This is a genomic window from Dongia rigui, assembly GCF_034044635.1.
GTDB classification, from domain to species: Bacteria; Pseudomonadota; Alphaproteobacteria; order Dongiales; family Dongiaceae; genus Dongia; species Dongia rigui.
In genome coordinates this window covers 618144-632865 of record NZ_JAXCLX010000002.1, presented here as the reverse complement: position 1 = coordinate 632865, position 14722 = coordinate 618144, and the positions used below count along the sequence as shown (strand labels likewise).

Genomic DNA, 14722 nt, shown 5'->3' with positions numbered 1-14722 from the left:
GACCCGCCCGTCGGCGCCTTAAGAGAAACCCCGATGGTTCCCCCATGGATGGATTCCAGGGGATTAATAGGGAACACGGTGCGGACGACCCAAAAGGGGCCAAAACCGTGACTGCCCCCGCAACTGTAAGCGGATAGCTGGGTGCCAACCCAAGCCACTGACCTCTGCAAAGAGATCGGGAAGGCCGGCACATCATGCTGCGACCCGCGAGTCAGGAGACCTGCCATCGACGCGTTCAGATTCAACCCGGGCGGGGTGCCCGAGATGGAGACGTCGATATGGTGCCGTTTTCGGCGCGCCGGCTAGCCGGGCGCTTCTCGATCATCAATTCGATTTCGTGGCGGTCGGCGCTCAGCCGTGACCGCTCCCCCTCGTCTGCCCCCGCTGGATTGTCATGACGGTCAATCCATTGTAGTTATTGCCAGAGATATGTAATGTTATAACATTACATATCTCGATCTCTCGGAGGGAAAGATGAAGGGTAAAACGTTACAACATGCGGCCTTGGCGGCCGGAGCCTGTCTGCTGTGGGGCGTGCACGCGGCACATGCCGAGACCCAGTATCCGCTGACGATTCAAAATTGCGGCGAGACGCTGACCTTCGAGCAGGCGCCCACGCGCATCGTCTCGATCGGCCAGAGCAGCACGGAGATTCTGTATTCCTTGGGCCTCGCCGACAAAGTGGTCGGCACGGCGGTGTGGTTTGGGCCGGTGATGCCGGCCTTTGAAGCCGCCAATGCCAAGATCAAGCGGCTGGCGGATAACGACCCAAGCTTCGAAAGCGTGGTGGCAGAGAAGCCCGACCTGGTGACGGCGGAATATGAATGGCATGTCGGTCCGCAAGGATCGGTCGGTACGCGCCAGCAATTCCACGATCTCAAAATCCCGACCTATGTCTCGCCGGCCGATTGCGTCGCCAAGGATAATTCCGGCGGGGGCGATGGCGTGCGCAAGGAAATGTTCAGCATGTCGCTCGTCTATCAGGAGATCGGCGACATGGCGAAAATCTTCAATGTCGAGGCCCGCGGCGAGGCACTCATCGCCGACCTGAAGGCGCGCGAGAACAAGGCCATCGCCGAGGTGGCCGACAAGAAAGCTGAAGGTCTTTCCATGGTCTTCTGGTTCTCCAGTCCTGAGATCAAGGGCGACGCCTATATCGCCGGCAAGAACGGCACGCCCGCCTACATCATGGACAAGCTGGGCGCGCGCAACGTCGTAACAACGCAAGAGGAATGGCCGCTGGTCGGCTGGGAGACCATTGCCGGCGCCAACCCGCAGGTGATCGTGCTGGCGCGTATGGACCGCCGCCGCTTCCCGGCCGACGACATCGACTTGAAGCTCCAGTTCCTGAAGACGGATCCGGTGGCGAGCCAGCTCGATGCCGTGAAGCAAGGACATATCGTCATCATCGATTCCCAGGCGATGAACCCCTCGCTGCGCACCGTCGACGGCATCGAGGCGGTGGCCGATGGCGTCAAATCCTTCGGCCTGACCAATTGAGGGCCGATACCCTCGATGTCGTCGTTCGGGGCGGGTGGGGCTTTCGGGCCGCACTCGCCCTGACGGGCGTGCTGGCGCTCTGCCTGGCGGTGGGCATGGCCATGTCGATCGGCGAAGTGCCGACGCCGATCTCGGCCACCTATCAGGCCATCGCCCATAAACTGCTGGGTACCGAGACGGCACTTTCGCCGATCGAACTGGGGATCCTGTGGGACTACCGCTTGAGCCGGGCCCTGGTCGCTGCCTGTTGTGGCGGGGCGCTCTCAGTCTGCGGTGTCATTTTGCAGGCGATGCTGCGCAATCCCTTGGCCGAACCTTATGTGCTGGGGATATCAGCCGGCGCATCGACGGGTGCCGTCGGGGTGATGATCCTGGGCCTTGGTGCCGGCCTGCTCTCGGTCGCCGGCGGCGCTTTCATCGGTGCCGTGGTCGCCTTCTTCGTGGTCAGCCTGTTGGCCGCTGGGGCCGGGGGCAGTTCCGATCGCATCATCCTGGCGGGCGTTGCCGGTTCGCAGCTTTTCAATGCCGCCACCTCCTACATCGTCGCCACCTCCGCCAGCGCCGAACAGGCACGCGGCGTGATGTTCTGGCTGCTGGGAAGCCTCAGCGGCGTGCGCTGGCCGGACGTCTATCTGGCGGCGCCGGTCGCGACGTTGGGCTTTGTCGTCTGCCTGCTCAACGCCCGGGCGCTCGATGCCTTCACTTTCGGCAACGATGCCGCCGCGTCGCTTGGCATCGACGTGCGCCGCGTGCGCCTGGTCCTGTTCGGGGTGACGGCCCTGATGACGGCGACCATGGTCGGCATGGTGGGGTCGATCGGCTTCGTCGGCCTCGTCATCCCGCATGCCGTGCGCTTCCTGGTGGGCCCCCTGCACGCGCGCCTGCTACCATTTTCATTGCTGGGTGGGGCACTGTTCATGGTACTGGCCGACATCGTCTCGCGGGTCATCATCCCGCAGCAAATCCTACCCATCGGCGTGGTGACGGCGCTATTCGGCGCGCCGGCCTTCGCCTTCATCCTCTATCGTTCGCGGAGACGATCGCTATGAGCATTACGGCGCGCAATGTCCGCTGGTCCACGGCCGGACGCATGATCGTCGACGGCGTGTCGATTGACGTGCCCCAAGGCAAGACGCTGGGTCTGCTGGGTGCCAACGGTTCTGGGAAATCAAGCTTCCTGCGCCTGCTGGGCAAATTGCGCCAGTTGGAGAGCGGCGTCGTGACGCTGGGTGGCACCGATATTGCTGAGCTGACGCAGCGCCAGATCGCGCGGCGGACTGCCTTCGTCGAGCAGCAGGTTCACACCGAGATCGAGGTTACCATCGCCGACATTGTGCAGCTCGGCCGAACGCCGCATCGTGGTACGCTCGCCGCGTGGACACAGGTTGATGAAGCGGCGGTCGACAACGCGCTGGAGCAGACGGGCCTTGCCGGCATGCGCGATCGATTGTGGCGGACCCTTTCCGGCGGCGAAAGGCAACGCGTGCAGATCGCCCGCGCTTTGGCGCAATCGCCATCCGAGCTGTTGCTCGACGAACCGACCAACCATCTCGACATTCAGCACCAGCTGGAGCTTCTGTCACTGGTCTCCCGCCTGCCTGTGACGACGGTCATTGCCCTGCATGACCTTAATCTGGCCGCCATGTTCTGTGACGCGCTGGTCGTTTTGAAGGATGGGCGCGTGATCGCCCATGGCCACCCGGATGACGTGTTGACCAGGCCATTGCTGCGGGAGGGTTTCGGCGTCGAGGCCCATATTCAACGCTCGCCTCACCACGGCAAGCTGCAGATTCAATTTCTGCCCGAGGGCATGCAGGTGGCGATCGCGTCGGAGGCAGCATGACAATCCGCCTCGCCAACCACTCGCTGAAGGAAGATATCCGCCAATACTGGTCCGACCGCGCGCAGACCTTCGACCTGGCGTTCGGGCACCGCATCCCAGCCGGTGCCGAATTCGATGCCTGGCGTGATGCCATTGCAGCCCATCTGGGGCATCGGCCGCTGCATGTCCTGGAGCTGGCCTGCGGTACGGGCGAAGTGACCCAGGTGCTGCTGTCGCTGGGGCATCAGGTGACGGCGCTGGATTTCTCGGAATCGATGCTGGCTGTCGCGCGCAAAAAGCACGCCGGCAAAGAGAGAAACCTGCGCTTCATTCTGGGTGATGCCGAAAACACCTTCCTGCCCAGCAAGAGCTTCGATGCGATTGTCTGTCGTCATCTGGTCTGGACACTGACCGCCCCCGCAACGGCACTGCAGGAATGGCGCCGCCTGCTGAAACCGGCGGGGCAATTGTTGATCTTCGACGGCGACTGGTCCAGACCAAGGCCGAGTGGCCGGTTGGCTGCAAGCCTCATCGGCTTGCTGGATCGATGGCAGGGGCCGGACCTCAACTATGACGGCGCGATGAGCGAACGGCATGCCGGCATCATGTCGGCTTTGCCGTTTGGCGATGGCCTTACCGCCGAGCGCCTCATGCCTTTGCTGGTCAGTTCCGGTTTCTCCGAGCTGCAGGTCACGTCCCATGCGCCGATCGCCCGTGCCCAGCGCCGTGCCGCCAACTTGCGCAACAAACTGCGCACCTTTGTCTACCGCCGGTTCATCCTCTCAGCGAAGCGCGCCTGACCGTCACGCCCTTTCCAACTGCTCGATCAGCAGATCGGCAAAGGCGTCGGCGAGCGGGCTGACGGAGTCGCCCGGGCGGATGACGAAGTAAGGATGCGGTGCCGGAATCTCGAGATCGAGCACCTTGACCAGTGTGCCGCGGCGCAGATCATCGGCGCAAAGGATGGTACTGCCCACGGCGATGCCACAGCCTTCCTTGGCCGCTTCAAGGGCCAGATGCGAGTTCGGCATATAGACATGCTGGCGGGGCGTGATCTGGCCGCGGCCGCTGGCCCGCAGCAAGCGCGGCCAGTCTTCCTCGCTGTCCCCATGGATGAGCACGTGGTCCTGCAAATCACGCACCGATTTCACCGGCGATTTGTAGAAGAGCTCGGCGCTGCACAGCGGGAAATAGGTCTCATTGCGCAGGATCGCCGTGCGCCTGCCAGGGACGTCGCGCTCGCCGAAGGACATGATGACATCCATCGTCTCGTCGGCGCGCTCGATCGGGAAATGCTTCACGGTGACGGAAGGGAAACGCTGCAAGAAAAGATCGAGGAGGCGCATCAGGCGCAAGGCGGCGAAGGCCGGGGCGCAGGCCAGGCGCAGCTCGCCCTCCACCCGCCCGCGCTGGGTGGTGCGGCAGGCCAGATGGATTTCGTCAAAGGCACTGCCGAGCTTCTGATAGAGCTCGGTCCCCGGCACGGTCAGGGTCAGCGCACGCTGACTGCGGACCATCAATTCAACGCCAAGATCGGCCTCTAGCTGACGGATCTGATAGCGCACGGCGCCGGTGGTGACGTTGAGTTGCGCCGCCCCTTCGGCGATCCCACCGCCCCGCGCCACCGCATAGAACGTGCGCAATGCCGTCAGGCGCCCCAGGCTTTCCCACATCTCGCCCTCAATTGTGGCAATTTAATTCCCATATTCGGCGAGAAATATTCATTTCTGTCAATCTGATTGTCGGACGTAGGATATGGGTTCTGTTTCACCCAGCATTGGCAGGCACCCGACATGGCACCCGATTCAGGTCCGCAGGCATCCGGCACCCAAGCGCAGAAGGATTTCGCCGAGATCGCCGCCCGCATGATCGACGGCAAGACCACGCCGCTCTATACCCTGCCCGCGCGCTGGTACCATGCCGATGACGTCTATGAAGCCGAGCGCTGGAGCGTTTTTGCCGGGACCTGGCAGTTCATCTGCCGCGAGGCGGACCTGCCGCAGCCCGGCGATTATACCGCGGCGAAGATTGCCGGCTTCGATATCTTCGTGCTGCGTGATCGCAACGGCGCGCTGAAGGCGTTCCACAATCTATGTTCGCACCGCGCGGCACCGCTCTTTGCCGAGGGCACCGGCCATTGCGACGTGCTGCGCTGCCGTTATCACGGCTGGACCTTCGACCATGACGGCAAGCTGAAGGCGGCACCACATTTTGGCGAATGCGACTGGTTCAAGAAGGACGATCATGGGCTGAAAGCCGTGCGGCTCGATACCTGGCGCGGCCTGGTCTTCGTGAACATCGACGGTAAGGCCGAGAGCCTTGCCGATTTCCTCAGCGATGTCGCCAAGCTGGTCGAGCCTTACCCGATCGAGACCTTCCACAGGCGCGGTGGCGAAGACCTTGCCATCAAGTGCAATTGGAAGACCTATACCGACAATTTTGTGGAAGGCTACCACATCCCCGGCATCCATCCGTTCCTCAGCCAGGCGATCGATTTCGGCGGTTTCGAAACGACCTATGGCAAGCATGTCGTCATCATGCGGGCACCCCAGAAGGCGAGTTCGATCTATGGCGGGTTGTGGCTGTGGATCTGGCCGAACATGACCCTGTCGGTCTATCCAGACGGCATGAACATCTCGCGCATCGTGCCGCACGCCCCGCGCCTCACGTCACTGCATTACAATTTCTATTTCCAGGACATCTCGCCGGCGACGGCTGAAGCGCAGCAGAAGACCATCGACATCAACGTCCAGATCGTGCGCGAGGATTTCGGCATCTGCGAGGATGCACAGGACAATCTGGAATCAGGCGTCTACCAGCGCGGCCCCTTGAGCCCGAAGCACGAGATGGGCGTGAAATATTATCACGACGAAGTGCGGGCGGCCTTGAAGGCCCGGGGCATAGCGGAATAGCCGGTTATGGCGCCTTGTTGATCACGGCTTCGATGCGGAAGCCGTCAGGATCGATGATGAAAGCGGCGTAATAATGGGGACCATAATCCGGCCGCAGCCCGGGGGCACCATTATCGCTGCCGCCGGCCTTGAGGGCTGCGGCATGGAATGCATCGATTGCAGCGCGGGTAGGTGCGGCGAAGGCCAGGTGAAACCCTTGCCCCGCCGCCAAATGTCCCAATGAGCGCTGCTTGATGGCAAACTTGTCGTCGCCATCGGTCAGACCATAGCCCACCGCCTGATCGTCTTCGCCCGGTCGTATATCGTCCCACACCCGGCGAAAGCCCAAGGGTGCCAGCACGGCGTCATAGAACGCTGCCGAACGGGCGATATCAGAAACGCCGAAGGATATGTGATGCAGCATCGGTGCTGCGGGCCGACCTTAGAGTGCCGGCCGTCAGAACGGAATGTCGTCGTCGAGATCGCCACCGCGGCCACCGCCGCCACCGGACGAACCACCGCCAAAGCCGCCACCACCACCACCTGAGCCGCCGCCATAACCACCGCCGCTGCCGCCACCGTAACCGGCGTCACCGTTGTCGGACATGCCGCCGCCCTCACCCTTGCCGTCGAGCATGGTGAGTTCGCCGCGGAAGCGCTGCAGGACGACTTCGGTCGTATACTTTTCTGCGCCCGACTGGTCGGTCCATTTGCGGGTCTGCAACTGGCCTTCGAGATAAACCTTGGAGCCCTTCTTCAGGAACCGCTCAGCCACATCGACCAGGCGTTCGTTGAAGATCACCACGCGGTGCCATTCGGTCTTTTCCCGGCGCTCGCCAGAGCTCTTGTCGCGCCAGTTTTCCGACGTTGCAATCGACAGATTGGCGACCTTGGTGCCGTCCTGGGTCGAGCGGATCTCGGGGTCGCGCCCGAGATTGCCGATGAGAATGACCTTGTTGACGCTGCCCGCCATGAACTGCCCCCTGCTGGAATCCGATTGAAATTGGTGCGCCCGTATAGCGCCTTGTTGGTCCTTTTCCTAGCATTCAGATGAGTAGAACAAAAGGGGTATTCGCTGCCCTTGATCGTCGCTATGATGCCGCCCAAAGACGGCCCTCCGCCGCCCCCGAATTCCAGCCCCGAGAAGATCCGCCGATATGGCTAACCGTTTGACAGATCACAAGATTTCCGTTCGAGGCGCGCGCGAACACAACCTTAAAAACGTCGATGTCGACATGCCTCGGGATTCCCTGGTGGTGATCACCGGCCTTTCTGGGTCGGGGAAGTCGTCCCTGGCCTTCGACACGATCTATGCCGAGGGCCAGCGCCGCTATGTCGAAAGCCTCTCGGCCTATGCCCGCCAGTTCCTGGAACTGATGCAAAAGCCGGACGTCGATTCCATCGACGGCCTATCGCCGGCGATCTCGATCGAGCAGAAGACGACGTCGAAGAACCCGCGCTCGACCGTCGGCACGGTGACCGAGATCTATGATTATATGCGCCTGCTGTTCGCGCGCGTCGGCATCCCCTATTCGCCGGCGACGGGCTTGCCCATCGAGAGCCAGACCATCAGCCAGATGGTCGACCGCATTATGGCCCTGCCCGAGGGAACGCGCCTGTTGCTCCTCGCCCCCATCGCCCGCGGTCGCAAGGGTGAATACAAGAAGGAATTCCAGGACCTGCAGAAGCGCGGGTTCCAGCGCGTGCGCGTCGACGGCAAGATCTATGAGATCGGCGAAGTGCCGAACCTCAACAAGAAGCTGAAGCATGATATCGAGGTGGTGGTCGACCGCATCGCCGTGAAGCCGGGTCTCGAGACGCGCCTGGCCGGCAGCGTCGAAACGGCGCTGGGTCTTGCCGACGGCCTGCTCTTTGCCGATTACGCCGACAAGCCGGATGAGCGCATTCTCTTCTCCTCGCGCTTCGCCTGCCCCGTTTCCGGCTTCACCATCGACGAAATCGAACCGCGCCTCTTCTCCTTCAACAACCCGTTCGGCGCCTGCCCGGTTTGCGATGGCTTAGGGGAAAAGCTCTATTTCGACCCCGAGATGGTCGTGCCGGATACATCGAAGAGCCTGCGCGACGGCGCTATCGCGCCCTGGGCCAATTCGACGTCGCAATACTACAACCAGGCGCTGGAAAGCCTCGCCAAGCATTACAAATTCGCCCTCGGCACCGCCTGGAAAGATCTGCCTAAGAAGATCCGCGACGTCATCCTGTTCGGCTCGGGCGAGGAGGTCGTCACCATGTCGTTCGATGACGGCACCCGCTCCTACAAGACAACGCGGCCGTTCGAGGGCGTCATCACCAATATGGACCGCCGCTTCCGCGAAACGGACAGCAACTGGGTGCGCGACGAGCTCGGCCGTTTCCAATCGACCAGCCCGTGCGAGGCCTGCGAAGGCAAACGCCTGAAGCCCGAGGCGCTCGCGGTCAAGATCGACAAGAAGAACATCGCCGATGTGGCCGACTTCTCGATTCTGGGTGCCGCAGATTGGTTCGGCGGCCTCTCTAAGAAGCTCACCAAGAAGCAGAACGACATCGCCTATCGCATCCTGAAGGAGATCAACGAGCGCCTGGGCTTCCTCAACTCCGTGGGCCTCGAATATCTAACTCTTGCCCGCGCCTCGGCGACCTTGTCGGGCGGCGAGAGCCAGCGCATCCGCTTGGCCTCGCAAATCGGCTCGGGCCTCACCGGCGTTCTTTACGTGCTCGACGAGCCGTCGATCGGCCTGCATCAGCGCGACAATGACCGCCTGCTCGCGACCCTGAAGCGCCTGCGCGATCTCGGCAACACCGTGCTGGTGGTCGAGCATGACGAGGACGCGATCCGTCATGCCGATTACCTCATCGACATGGGGCCGGCCGCCGGCATCCATGGCGGCACGGTGGTGGCGCAAGGGACGCCCGCCGAGGTAATGAAGTCCAACAGCCTCACGGCGCAATACCTCAATGGCAGCCGCCGCATCGAGGTGCCGTCGGAACGGCGCAAGGGTGCCGGCAAACAGGCAAAGCTGCGCATCGTCGGCGCCAAGCACAACAATCTGAAGAACATCACCGTCGACATTCCGCTGGGCACCATGACCTGCGTCACCGGCGTGTCCGGCGGCGGCAAATCGACCCTCATCATCGAGACGCTTTATAATGCGCTGGCCAAGCGCCTTCATGACGCGCGCACGCATCCCGGTGAGCACGACCGCATCGAGGGCATCGAATTCCTCGACAAGGTGATCGATATCGACCAGTCACCGATCGGCCGTACGCCGCGCTCGAACCCAGCCACCTATACCGGCGCCTTCACGCCGATCCGCGAATGGTTTGCGGGCCTGCCCGATGCCCAGGCGCGCGGCTACAAGGCCGGCCGTTTCTCCTTCAACGTCAAGGGCGGCCGCTGCGAATCCTGCGAAGGCGACGGCGTCATCAAGATCGAGATGCACTTCCTGCCCGATGTCTATGTGCAATGCGACCAGTGCAAGGGCAAGCGCTACAACCGCGAAACGCTCGAAGTGCATTTCAAGAACAAGTCGATCGCCGACGTGCTCGACATGACGGTCGAGGAAGGCGTCGAGTTCTTCAAGGCCGTCCCCGCCATCCGCGACAAGCTCGCCATGCTCAACCAGGTGGGCCTCGGCTATGTCCATATCGGCCAGGCGGCCACGACGCTGTCGGGCGGCGAAGCGCAGCGCGTGAAGCTCGCCAAGGAACTCTCCCGCCGCGCCACGGGCCGGACGCTCTACATTCTCGACGAGCCGACCACGGGCTTGCATTTCGAGGACGTGCGCAAGCTTCTCGAAGTGCTGCAACACCTCGTCGACCAGGGCAATACCATCGTCGTCATCGAACACAACCTCGAAGTCATCAAGGTCGCCGATTGGATCATCGACCTCGGCCCGGAAGGCGGCGACAAGGGCGGCAAGATCGTCGCCCAAGGCACGCCGGAAGATGTCGCGGACACGCCGGGGAGCTACACCGGACACTATCTGGCACCTTACTTGAGCAAGCGGGCGAAGAAGAAGGCTGCGCGAGGGTAACGATGTACAAGCTCTATTACAGCCCGGGCAGTGCCGCGATGGCGGCGCAGGCGATGATTAATGAGATCGGCGCCCATTTGGGATCGACGTTGGCTGAGTTCATTCTGGTCGACGACGAGAAGAACGAGCAGAAGAGCCCGGAATATATGAAGCTCAACCCGCATGGCCGGGTGCCGACGCTCATCTATGACGATGGCAAGGTCATGTATGAGAGTGCCGCCATCTGCCAGTTCCTGACCGAGCGGCATCCGGAGGCGAGGCTCGCACCCGCCGTCGGCCATGCCGATCGTGGGCTCTATCTGCAATGGATGGCCTATCTCACCAACACGCCGCAGGAAGCGTCGATGCATTGGTGGCATGCTGAGAACTACATCGACGGTAAGGCTGAGCAGGCCAAGATGAAAGCGAAGGCCGAAGAGCGTCTGGCGAAGATGTGGACGTTCCTCGATGGTGTCATCGCCACCAAGGGGCCGTATCTTTGCGGCGCTAACTTTTACGCTTGCGACTATTTCCTGGTGATGCTGATCCGTTGGACGCGCAGCATGCCCAGGCCCGGCCATACCTATCCGCGTCTCAACGGGCTGGTGAAGACCGTCATGGCACGGCCGGCCTATGCCAAGATGCTAAAAGACCAGGGCATCATCCAGCCGGTCTGACGTCTAACGCCCCTCACCCCGCCCCTCTCCCCACTTCGTGGGGCGAGGGAGTCTCGACCGAGTTTTGCCTCGGGCCCCTCGCCCCGCTTGCGGGGAGAGGGGTTGGGGTGAGGGGTACTATGCCGACGCTCTAAACCGACCCGGAAAAGCGCACGCCGACGATCACCCCGTCGGCACGTACGACTTCGCAGGCATGTTCGCTGCCGTCGCTGAGACGCAAGGTGAAGAGCTTTGGCAGCGGTGTCAGTTCGGGGAAGACCAACCTGGCTCCGGATTCTGACCAGTCGCGCACCTGGCAGTCATAGAGGCTGGCGCCTCCATTGAAGATCGCCTTCGCTCCTTTCAGCATCTTGCGGCGCGGATGCCGACGCTTGTCGGCCCCGGATTCCTGCATGCCATTCTCCCTGCCCCAAGCGGGATAGGAGAGTATCGTGCGCCGTTTTACGCATGTGAGCTACGCTGCCTTGGCTGCAATACCTTCGATTTCGATCAACCATTCCGGATTGGCCAAACCGGCCACGATGATGAGGGTGGAGGCAGGCTGTGCACCGTTCAACGCCTTATCACGGGCAACACGCGATGCCGGCACATCACTGGCCCGCGTCAGCATGACATTGACCTTCACCAGGTCTTGGACCGTCATGCCATCCGCCTCCAGGCAGGCGACCAGATTGCTCCAAGCGAGATCCGCCTGCGCCTCGAAGCCTTGGGCGGTCTTGTGCTGGCGGTCGGCACCGACCTGGCCGCTGATATGCAGCCAGCGATAATTGGCCGGTGCCGACACCATCTGCGAATAGCGGCTGAAAGGCGGCGGCGCGGAGGGTGGATTGAGGAAGCTCAGCATATCTTATCTCCTTGATTAGATGGATTTAATCGTTTCGTGCATCGGCTTTGTTGTCAATGTGCTTCGGGAAGGTTATGACCCCGCCATGACAACCACCCCCCCAAAGCCCGTTCACATCATCGGCGCTGGCCTGGCCGGATCCGAAGCCGCCTGGCAACTCGTCTCGGCCGGCGTCCCCGTCATCCTCCACGAGATGCGGCCCATGCGCGGCACCGACGCGCACCAGACCGACAAATGCGCAGAACTCGTCTGCTCGAATTCCTTCCGCTCCGACGATGCGGAGAACAATGCCGTCGGCTTGCTGCACGAAGAGATGCGCCGCGCCGGCTCGCTGATCCTCAAATCCGCCGACAAGCACAAGCTGCCGGCGGGCGGCGCGTTGGCCGTCGATCGCGACGGCTTTGCCGAGGCCGTGACCGCCACGCTCACGAGCCATCCGCTGGTGACATTCGAACGCGGTGAAATCGCCGGCCTGCCGCCGGCCGAGTGGGACAATGTCATCATCGCCAGCGGCCCCCTCACCTCGCCGGCCTTGGCGGAGGCGATCCTGACGCTTACCGGTGAAGCGTCTTTGAGTTTCTTCGACGCCATCGCGCCCATCATCCACAAGGATAGCATCAACCTGGAGCGCGCCTGGTTCCAGTCGCGCTATGACAAAGTCGGCCCCGAAGGGGACGGCGCCGATTACATCAACTGCCCGATGGACAAGCCGGACTACTTGGCCTTCATCGACGCAGTGCTGGCCGGCGAGAAGACCGAGTTCAAGGAATGGGAAGGCACACCCTATTTCGAAGGCTGCCTGCCCATCGAGATCATGGCGGGACGCGGCCCCAACACGTTGCGCTTCGGCCCGATGAAGCCCATTGGCCTCTTTGATCCGCATGCGCAGCGCCGACCCTATGCGGTGGTGCAGCTGCGCCAGGACAACGCTCTGGGCACGCTCTACAACATGGTCGGCTTCCAGACGAAGCTGAAATATGCCGAACAGGTGCGCGTGTTCCGCATGATCCCCGGCCTCGAGAATGCCGAGTTCGCACGCCTTGGCGGCCTGCACCGCAACACCTTCATCAACAGCCCAAAGCTGCTGGATCACAGCCTGCGCCTCAAAGCCGATCCGCGCCTGCGTTTTGCCGGCCAGGTGACCGGTGTCGAAGGCTATGTCGAGAGTGCCGCCATCGGCCTCCTCGCCGGCCGTTTCGCCGCCGCGCAACGCCTGGGACAGACACTCACGCCGCCGCCACTCACCACCGCGCTCGGCGCACTCATCGGCCACATCACGGGTCAGGCAGATGCCAAGACCTTCCAGCCGATGAATGTCAATTTCGGCCTGTTCCCTGAAATCGATGCGCCGGAAGGCCTCAACAAAGCGCAGCTGCGGGAGTGGAAGGCTGGGCGCAAGCCGCGCCTCAGCGCAAGGGCACTGACCGAGTTGCAAAGCTGGCTCAATCGAAGCGCACAGGCCTGCTAGCTGCCGGTTGCGGCACCATTCTCCAGCAGGCCGACCGCTGCGGCGGCACCGAGGCAATACAACTTGTCCGACAAGTTGGATTGTTTGCGGCAATACGCGGTGTCGGTCTCCCTCACGTCAAGTGCATCGGCGAACTCCACGACAATGCAATCGGCAATGCCCTTGCTTGCTTTGAGGCAGCCATTCACGACGTATCCGGCAAGGTCATGTGCAACGTCTTGCGCCTGACTTGTGGAATCCGTCCAGTCCTCGGATGTGACGTCCTGATGCATGTAGGATTTCATCCGCGATATCATGATACCGCCCGCCGCACAGCTGACGAACGGCTCGATAGCCTTGTGCGCCGCGCAATGCGCGTCCACCCCGCCACTGGGGTCAAGCAGCTTTGAAATTCCATGAGATACACAAGGCGGATTGGCCGTGTCCGCCAATTTAGAAATGTCTTCCCCTTCACCCAAGCAGGAAGCCAGCAGCAGGATACCCAATTTGCTGGTTGCCCGTTCCTTGCGCGCGTCGAGTTCGGGGAAACTCGGCGGCGCATCGTTTCCTTCTTCGGCCTTCAATTCTTGAAGAAGTGTCAATAGCGCTTCCAGCTCACCCGCCGAACCCTCCAGAGATCTCAGCGCTTCAGTCGCCGCGGCGGCTTTCGCTGGAGGCTTGGCCGCAGGCGCCGATTGACAGCCTGCCGCCAGTATCGCCAAGAGAATCAGTATTGCTGAAGATATAAATCCCTGCGTCTTCATGCCCCGCCCTATTTCCAACCTATCCACCGGAGTGTTGCGCAGTCACGATCACACCGCAACTCTAAATGGTCGGCCATTTCCCCGCGCACTCCTAGAAGAGATAGGGAAGTTTGCTTCTGATAAGCTTCACTGTTGCGACGCCGGACACACAGTCCTCGCGCGCCCAACCGGTCGGACAGCCCGCGACAGCGGTTCGATCGATCTCAAAGAGCCGCAACACATAGTCGTCCTGGCAGGCCGCCGCGTCGGACTGACTCGCAGATTTGCAGTGCTTTGTGGCGTTCTCGTTCAAGACTGCGTTGAGGCGCTCCCATGCCCCTAACTGGTCACTCCAAAACAGCTCCCAAGGGATATCGGCTGAACCGGCGTTCTTTGCAACCAATGTCAGCAACGTTCCGTCGACGATGCAGCCGATGAAAGTGCCCTGTTCAAGCTGCGCGCGACAACCGCTCTCCCCTGCCTCCGCACCAAACGCAGATACCGTTCGAGAGACGACACAGTCCATTTGATCGGGGGTCAGGCCAAACGGACGCTCTGGCGGCAATTTGCAGACTTGGTTCAGACGTTCATATAGGACGACATATTCTGCATCGAGACCGGAGACTGCCCGAGCTTCTGCCGAGGTCATCGTCGAAGGTTGGCCGACCAGATCAGCGTCATTCTTCGGCATAGCTTGGCTTGCACATGCCGTCAGCAACAGCAGAAATGATATGAGGAAGGGCTTCATAAAGCAGACTCTGGTTGACCGTTCCTTGCCCGTGCGCATC

Annotated in this window: 15 protein-coding genes and 1 riboswitch; of the genes, 8 read left to right on the top strand and 7 right to left on the bottom strand. The window is 61.8% G+C overall.

What is annotated here, in order from left to right; translation table 11 throughout:
* The first annotated feature begins 17 nt into the window (after positions 1-17).
* Positions 18-242, top strand: a riboswitch (cobalamin riboswitch).
* 232 nt (positions 243-474) lie between these two features.
* From SMD31_RS14520 to SMD31_RS14505, 4 genes are read left to right on the top strand one after another with little or no spacing between them, the layout of a single operon-like run.
* Entirely contained in the window at positions 475-1500 is a 1026-nt protein-coding gene (locus tag SMD31_RS14520) for an ABC transporter substrate-binding protein (RefSeq protein WP_320501619.1), read from the top strand.
* Entirely contained in the window at positions 1497-2549 is a 1053-nt protein-coding gene (locus SMD31_RS14515) for a FecCD family ABC transporter permease (RefSeq protein ID WP_320501618.1), read from the top strand. Before SMD31_RS14520 ends, SMD31_RS14515 begins: the two co-directional genes overlap by 4 nt.
* The gene (locus SMD31_RS14510; RefSeq protein WP_320501617.1) at positions 2546-3343 is read left to right on the top strand and encodes an ABC transporter ATP-binding protein; all 798 of its coding nucleotides are present in this window, start codon (positions 2546-2548) and stop codon (positions 3341-3343) included. The genes SMD31_RS14515 and SMD31_RS14510 overlap by 4 nt, the downstream gene beginning before the upstream one ends.
* The gene (locus SMD31_RS14505; RefSeq protein WP_320501616.1) at positions 3340-4122 is read left to right on the top strand and encodes a class I SAM-dependent methyltransferase; all 783 of its coding nucleotides are present in this window, start codon (positions 3340-3342) and stop codon (positions 4120-4122) included. Before SMD31_RS14510 ends, SMD31_RS14505 begins: the two co-directional genes overlap by 4 nt.
* A gap of 3 nt (positions 4123-4125) precedes the next feature.
* On the opposite strand, the gene SMD31_RS14500 is transcribed toward SMD31_RS14505, so the two are convergent.
* Positions 4126-4995, bottom strand: a complete 870-nt coding sequence (locus SMD31_RS14500) for a LysR substrate-binding domain-containing protein (protein WP_320501615.1) — start codon at positions 4993-4995, stop codon at positions 4126-4128.
* A gap of 120 nt (positions 4996-5115) precedes the next feature.
* Between SMD31_RS14500 and SMD31_RS14495 the strand changes: the two genes are divergently transcribed.
* Positions 5116-6234 (top strand): aromatic ring-hydroxylating oxygenase subunit alpha, encoded by a 1119-nt coding sequence (locus tag SMD31_RS14495; protein WP_320501614.1) that lies wholly within the window; start codon positions 5116-5118, stop codon positions 6232-6234.
* Positions 6235-6238: 4 nt separating this feature from the next.
* Here the strand turns inward: SMD31_RS14495 and SMD31_RS14490 are convergent, their stop codons facing one another.
* Both SMD31_RS14490 and SMD31_RS14485 read right to left on the bottom strand, forming a co-directional pair.
* On the bottom strand, positions 6239-6637 hold the full coding sequence (locus SMD31_RS14490; protein WP_320501613.1) for a VOC family protein: 399 nt from the start codon (positions 6635-6637) through the stop codon (positions 6239-6241).
* A 33-nt stretch (positions 6638-6670) separates the two neighbouring features.
* Positions 6671-7186, bottom strand: a complete 516-nt coding sequence (locus SMD31_RS14485) for a single-stranded DNA-binding protein (RefSeq protein ID WP_320501612.1) — start codon at positions 7184-7186, stop codon at positions 6671-6673.
* Positions 7187-7370: 184 nt separating this feature from the next.
* On the opposite strand from SMD31_RS14485, the gene uvrA reads away from it, so the two are divergent.
* Together uvrA and SMD31_RS14475 are read left to right on the top strand one after the other, a co-directional pair.
* Positions 7371-10244, top strand: a complete 2874-nt coding sequence (gene uvrA, locus SMD31_RS14480; protein WP_320501611.1) for an excinuclease ABC subunit UvrA — start codon at positions 7371-7373, stop codon at positions 10242-10244.
* 2 nt (positions 10245-10246) lie between these two features.
* Positions 10247-10900 carry a glutathione S-transferase family protein gene (locus tag SMD31_RS14475; RefSeq protein WP_320501610.1) on the top strand — a complete coding sequence of 218 codons (654 nt, stop codon included), beginning with the start codon at positions 10247-10249 and terminating at the stop codon, positions 10898-10900.
* A 130-nt stretch (positions 10901-11030) separates the two neighbouring features.
* Here SMD31_RS14475 and SMD31_RS14470 read toward each other — a convergent pair whose 3' ends face one another.
* Both SMD31_RS14470 and SMD31_RS14465 read right to left on the bottom strand, forming a co-directional pair.
* Positions 11031-11294, bottom strand: coding sequence for a PilZ domain-containing protein (locus tag SMD31_RS14470; protein WP_320501609.1), 264 nt, complete (start codon positions 11292-11294; stop codon positions 11031-11033).
* Positions 11295-11354: 60 nt separating this feature from the next.
* The gene (locus SMD31_RS14465; protein WP_320501608.1) at positions 11355-11744 is read right to left on the bottom strand and encodes a RidA family protein; all 390 of its coding nucleotides are present in this window, start codon (positions 11742-11744) and stop codon (positions 11355-11357) included.
* Positions 11745-11829: 85 nt separating this feature from the next.
* Between SMD31_RS14465 and trmFO the strand changes: the two genes are divergently transcribed.
* Positions 11830-13212, top strand: coding sequence for a methylenetetrahydrofolate--tRNA-(uracil(54)-C(5))-methyltransferase (FADH(2)-oxidizing) TrmFO (trmFO, locus tag SMD31_RS14460; RefSeq protein WP_320501607.1), 1383 nt, complete (start codon positions 11830-11832; stop codon positions 13210-13212).
* Here the strand turns inward: trmFO and SMD31_RS14455 are convergent.
* Both SMD31_RS14455 and SMD31_RS14450 read right to left on the bottom strand, forming a co-directional pair.
* Positions 13209-13955, bottom strand: coding sequence for a hypothetical protein (locus SMD31_RS14455; protein WP_320501606.1), 747 nt, complete (start codon positions 13953-13955; stop codon positions 13209-13211). The genes trmFO and SMD31_RS14455 overlap by 4 nt on opposite strands.
* A gap of 91 nt (positions 13956-14046) precedes the next feature.
* Positions 14047-14682, bottom strand: a complete 636-nt coding sequence (locus tag SMD31_RS14450; RefSeq protein WP_320501605.1) for a hypothetical protein — start codon at positions 14680-14682, stop codon at positions 14047-14049.
* Positions 14683-14722: the final 40 nt, after the last annotated feature.

What these genes read in the sequence shown, in the direction of transcription:
- SMD31_RS14475 (WP_320501610.1), top strand. Translation starts at nt 10,247, where the DNA reads ATGTACAAGCTCTATTACAGCCCGGGCAGTGCCGCGATGGCGGCGCAG.
- SMD31_RS14465 (WP_320501608.1), bottom strand. Translation starts at nt 11,744, where the DNA reads ATGCTGAGCTTCCTCAATCCACCCTCCGCGCCGCCGCCTTTCAGCCGC.
- SMD31_RS14520 (WP_320501619.1), top strand. Translation starts at nt 475, where the DNA reads ATGAAGGGTAAAACGTTACAACATGCGGCCTTGGCGGCCGGAGCCTGT.
- uvrA (WP_320501611.1), top strand. Translation starts at nt 7,371, where the DNA reads ATGGCTAACCGTTTGACAGATCACAAGATTTCCGTTCGAGGCGCGCGC.
- SMD31_RS14490 (WP_320501613.1), bottom strand. Translation starts at nt 6,637, where the DNA reads ATGCTGCATCACATATCCTTCGGCGTTTCTGATATCGCCCGTTCGGCA.
- SMD31_RS14450 (WP_320501605.1), bottom strand. Translation starts at nt 14,682, where the DNA reads ATGAAGCCCTTCCTCATATCATTTCTGCTGTTGCTGACGGCATGTGCA.
- SMD31_RS14470 (WP_320501609.1), bottom strand. Translation starts at nt 11,294, where the DNA reads ATGCAGGAATCCGGGGCCGACAAGCGTCGGCATCCGCGCCGCAAGATG.
- SMD31_RS14485 (WP_320501612.1), bottom strand. Translation starts at nt 7,186, where the DNA reads ATGGCGGGCAGCGTCAACAAGGTCATTCTCATCGGCAATCTCGGGCGC.
- SMD31_RS14505 (WP_320501616.1), top strand. Translation starts at nt 3,340, where the DNA reads ATGACAATCCGCCTCGCCAACCACTCGCTGAAGGAAGATATCCGCCAA.
- SMD31_RS14455 (WP_320501606.1), bottom strand. Translation starts at nt 13,955, where the DNA reads ATGAAGACGCAGGGATTTATATCTTCAGCAATACTGATTCTCTTGGCG.
- SMD31_RS14500 (WP_320501615.1), bottom strand. Translation starts at nt 4,995, where the DNA reads ATGTGGGAAAGCCTGGGGCGCCTGACGGCATTGCGCACGTTCTATGCG.
- SMD31_RS14495 (WP_320501614.1), top strand. Translation starts at nt 5,116, where the DNA reads ATGGCACCCGATTCAGGTCCGCAGGCATCCGGCACCCAAGCGCAGAAG.
- SMD31_RS14510 (WP_320501617.1), top strand. Translation starts at nt 2,546, where the DNA reads ATGAGCATTACGGCGCGCAATGTCCGCTGGTCCACGGCCGGACGCATG.
- trmFO (WP_320501607.1), top strand. Translation starts at nt 11,830, where the DNA reads ATGACAACCACCCCCCCAAAGCCCGTTCACATCATCGGCGCTGGCCTG.